This is a genomic window from Pseudomonas sp. HMWF021 (assembly GCF_003061005.1).
Taxonomy (GTDB): Bacteria; Pseudomonadota; Gammaproteobacteria; order Pseudomonadales; family Pseudomonadaceae; genus Aquipseudomonas.
This window is the reverse complement of record NZ_QAIK01000085.1, coordinates 1-3,833: the sequence shown is the minus strand read 5'-3', so window position 1 is coordinate 3,833 and position 3,833 is coordinate 1. Positions and strand designations below refer to the sequence as shown.

Genomic DNA, 3,833 nt, shown 5'->3' with positions numbered 1-3,833 from the left:
GCAGACCCAAACCCTGCGACCCCGTTCCCGCAGACACACCTTGCATGTCGGATTTGCGGGCGCTCCGCACCCGAGCGGGAGCAAGCTCCCTCGCCACAGTCATCATGCTGGTCAAAAGCGTGTACTCCCTTCAATCGGCACCGCTTTGATCGTCGCGCGAGGTCCCGAAGTCGGAACCGGACTCGGCACCCCCTGCGCCGCCGTCGGCAACTGCGGCGCCTGCATGTCCGGCATTGCCCAGCTGCGTTCCGGTTGCAGGCCGCCCTGGGCGCGGCGCATGAAGTCGTAGCGGTTAAGGGTGATGCTGCGCCCCGCTTCGCTGTCGCGGATGATGTACGGGCGCAGGAACACCATCAGGTTGGTCTTGGTGATCGCCCGGCGTTCGTTGCGAAACAGCGCGCCGATACCCGGCAACGTCCCCAGCCACGGCACCGCTTCATTGCTCTGGCTGTAGCCGTCCTGCAGCAGGCCGCCGAGGACCATGATCTGGCCGTCGTCGAGCAGGATGCTGGTGTCGATCGCGCGCTTGTTGGTGACGATCCCCGCCGACGTCGCGCTGGCCGACGCGCGTTCGTCGATGCTGCTGACCTCCTGATAAATGTCGAGCTTGACCGTCCCGCCCTCGGAAATCTGCGGCCGCACGTTGAGCTTCAAGCCCACCTCTTCACGGGTAACGGTCTGGAACGGGTTGTTGCTGGTCCCCCCGCCACCTGTGACGTAGCTGCCGCTGACAAACGGAATGGTCTGGCCGACAAAAATGCTCGCCGCTTCGTTATCGAGGGTCAGCAGATTCGGCGTCGACAACACATTGGTGCCGCCCTTGCTCTTCAGCGCCCGAGCCAGCACTTTCAGGTCGAGGATCTTGCCGATGCCGGGGATATCGACCGTGCCGTTGACATAACCGAGGTTCAAACCCTGGGGCAGCACATCGAGACTGGTCTTGCCGTTGAGGTTGATCCCCGAACCGCCGAGGTTGGCCCCGCCGATCACCCCTTTACCGCCGAGGTTGCCGGTCTGCCACTGCACGCCGAATTCGCTGGCATCGTCCTCGCCGACCTCAACGATCAGGCTCTCGATCACCACTTGCGCACGGCGCTGGTCGAGCAAATCGATGACCTCGCGCAGGTTGCGATACAACGGTTCCGGCGCGGATATCAGCAAGGTGTTGGTGGTGGCGTCAGCCTGAATCGTCACCCCGCCAGCACTGAACGCAACGTTCTGTTCGCTGGCCTGACTGCCGCCGCTGCCAGTCGAACTGCTGCCCTGGGCGTAACTGCCGCCAGTGCTGCCGGTGCTGGATGTGGTCGAGGTGTTGCCACCTGTTTGCGTGCCGCTCTGCGCACTCGAACCGCCATTGTTGTTGCCGTTGCTGCCCATGGCACTGAGCACCGAGCGCGCACTGTCGCTGGTGCCGCTGTCGCTCTCGCCGGTCAACAACCCACGCAACGCTTGCGCCAGTTTCGCCGCCTGCGCGTTACGCAAATAAACCACGTGCAGGTTGCTCGGATTGCTCTGCGCGTTGTCGAGTTTGTAGATCAGGTTGCGCGCCAGCTCGGTGCGCTCGGGGCTGCCGGCGCGGATGATGATGGTGTTGGAACGCGGGTCGCCGATCACCGCGATTTTCTGCGTCGGATCGTTGCCCGGCGCGTCAAGCAGATCGGCGACCATCGGCGCGATGTCGGCGGCGATGCCGTTCTGGATCTGCACCACGTCGGTGTCGATCGCACTCGGGGTGTCGATGGTCTGGATCAACTGGGCGACGCGCGTGAGGTTTTCGGCGTAATCGGTGACAACGATGGTGTTGTTGCCGGGGTAGGCATTGATCGGGTTGTTCGGCGAGACGATCGGGCGCAGCACTGGAATCAGGTTCACCGCGTTCTCGTATTGCAGGCGAAAGGTGCGGGTGAGCATGCCGTTGCCGGCGGGTTTGTCCGGGCTGTAGATCGGCCCGCCGAGCAGTTTTGCGTCGGCCTCCGGCACCACCTGGGCGACGCCGCCGACATCGACCACGCTGAAACCCTGCATGCGCAACGCCGCGAGCAACATGTCATAAGCCTGGCGCGCCGGCACCTGACCTTCCGAGACCAGCGTCAGGCTGCCCTTGACCCGAGGGTCGACCAGAAACTGCTGGCCAGTGGAACGCGACAACGCGCGCACCACCGCTTGAATATCGGCGTCGACAAAATTCAGCGTCACCGGTTGATCGCCCAGCGGATTGCTCGGCAGTGTGCTGCCGCGCGGGGCGCCGCCACTGCGCGCGCGTTCGGTGATGTTGTGCATCTGCCGTGGTTGCGGCGCGGTTTGTGCCTGGGCGCGTTGACGATCGAGCAACGCATCGCCGCTGCGCTGGGTGTTGGCCAATGGCCGACCGAGTTCGCTGTCCACCAGCAATGGCGGCTGGTTCGGCGGCGTGGTGGTGTTGCTGCACGCGCTCAATGCCATCAGCAGCATCGGCAACGCCAGACGTGCCGGTTTGGATCCTGACCCCTTCATGAAGCTTCCTTAGCGCCCAGCGCCTGATCCATGCGAACGGTGCCTGACAATGTGCCGGCAGTGACTTCGGTCGAAGCGTTGTCGGCGCGTTGCAGACGGGCCTCGACCACTTGCAGAGAAAGCTGTGCCGGGGTGCTCAGCAGCCAGTCGAGCACGGCATCGGCTGGCGCCGCGTCGAACGTCAGTTGCCAGGCGCCCGCCTCTCCGGCTTGCAATTGGTAATGCCCGGCCAGGCCGCTGGCCTGCAGCGTATGTTCAAGAGACTGCGCTAGGCTTTGCCCGTCCGGGCGCACGCTGACCTCGCGCAACAACACTTCAAGCGCTTCGGTCTGCGCGCGCAACTTCGGCGTTTCGCTTTGCCAATAAGTGATTTTTTTCAGCGGCGGCTGGATCAATGCGACCCACACCAACAGCGCCAGCAGCACCACCGCCATGCCGCCGACCATGCGTTTCTCACGCAGGGCCAGCGCTTGCCAACGCGCCTGAAGCTGCGCGCTGAAACGCTGCCAGCGAGCGCGGTACACCGCGAGCGATGCCTTATTCATCTTCTGCTCCGCTGTCGTCAGCGCTGTCGTCGGGGGTGGTGACTTCGTCGCTCGGGCGCAGCAGCCAGCCTTCATCGTCAGCCGTCGCACTGATCCCGACCTGGGCCAATGCGGCTTGCCAATCCTTGTCCTTGTCATTGGCGCTGCGCCGGGCATCGGCCAGCAGACTCAACTGCAACGTGCCGTCAACAAACGTCAGACGCTCGACCGTGCCGGCCATGAACGGCATGCCACTGCCGGCCTGCAACACCAGCCGATTGAACGGTTGCGCCGGGTCCTCCGCCGCGCCCTTCTGCCGCGCCGCCAGTTGCTGACGCGCCTGCTGCAGCGGATTGAGGATCACCGGCAACTCGGGAAAGGCCTGCTTCACCCGCAGCGCCATCTGCGCCTTGAGCTGCTGACCCTGACTGGCTTCGCGAGCGGCATACAGGTTCAAGCCGATCACCCACACCGCCACCGCCAATGCGCACAGCCCCAACGCCCGGCCCCAACCGCGATGCTCGCTGCGCTGCTGTTGCACCGCGCCGTGCAGGCCCCAACCGGGCAACGGCCCGGTCCAGCGTTGCGCCTCGGCCATCGGCAATTGCGCATCCGGCGGTGGCGTCGAACCGATCCAGTGCAGCGGCGTGCCACAGCTCAACAGCCAATCGCCAACCTCGTCGTCGAACAGCGGCTGCACCCGCGCCACCTGCACGCTTTCGCGCAGCAACAAATGGCCGTCCTGCCGACAGGCCACCGTGCCCGGCAGCACCGGCAAGCTGTACGCCGCCGGGTACAGACCGCGCAGATTCAGCC

The 3,833-nt window shown here is 64.8% G+C and carries 3 protein-coding genes; all 3 read right to left on the bottom strand.

The features are described 5' to 3' along the window. Positions 1 to 111: 111 nt before the first annotated feature. A complete protein-coding gene (gene gspD / locus DBR18_RS11505; protein ID WP_108590402.1) occupies positions 112 to 2,493 on the bottom strand; it encodes a type II secretion system secretin GspD in 2,382 nt (793 codons plus the stop codon). After that, positions 2,490 to 3,038 carry a type II secretion system protein GspM gene (gene gspM, locus DBR18_RS11500; protein WP_108590401.1) on the bottom strand — a complete coding sequence of 183 codons (549 nt, stop codon included), beginning with the start codon at positions 3,036 to 3,038 and terminating at the stop codon, positions 2,490 to 2,492. Before gspM ends, gspD begins: the two co-directional genes overlap by 4 nt. Further along, positions 3,031 to 3,833, bottom strand: an 803-nt coding sequence (gspL, locus tag DBR18_RS11495) for a type II secretion system protein GspL (RefSeq protein ID WP_108590400.1), incomplete at its 5' end; no start/stop codon positions are given. The genes gspL and gspM, both read right to left, overlap by 8 nt.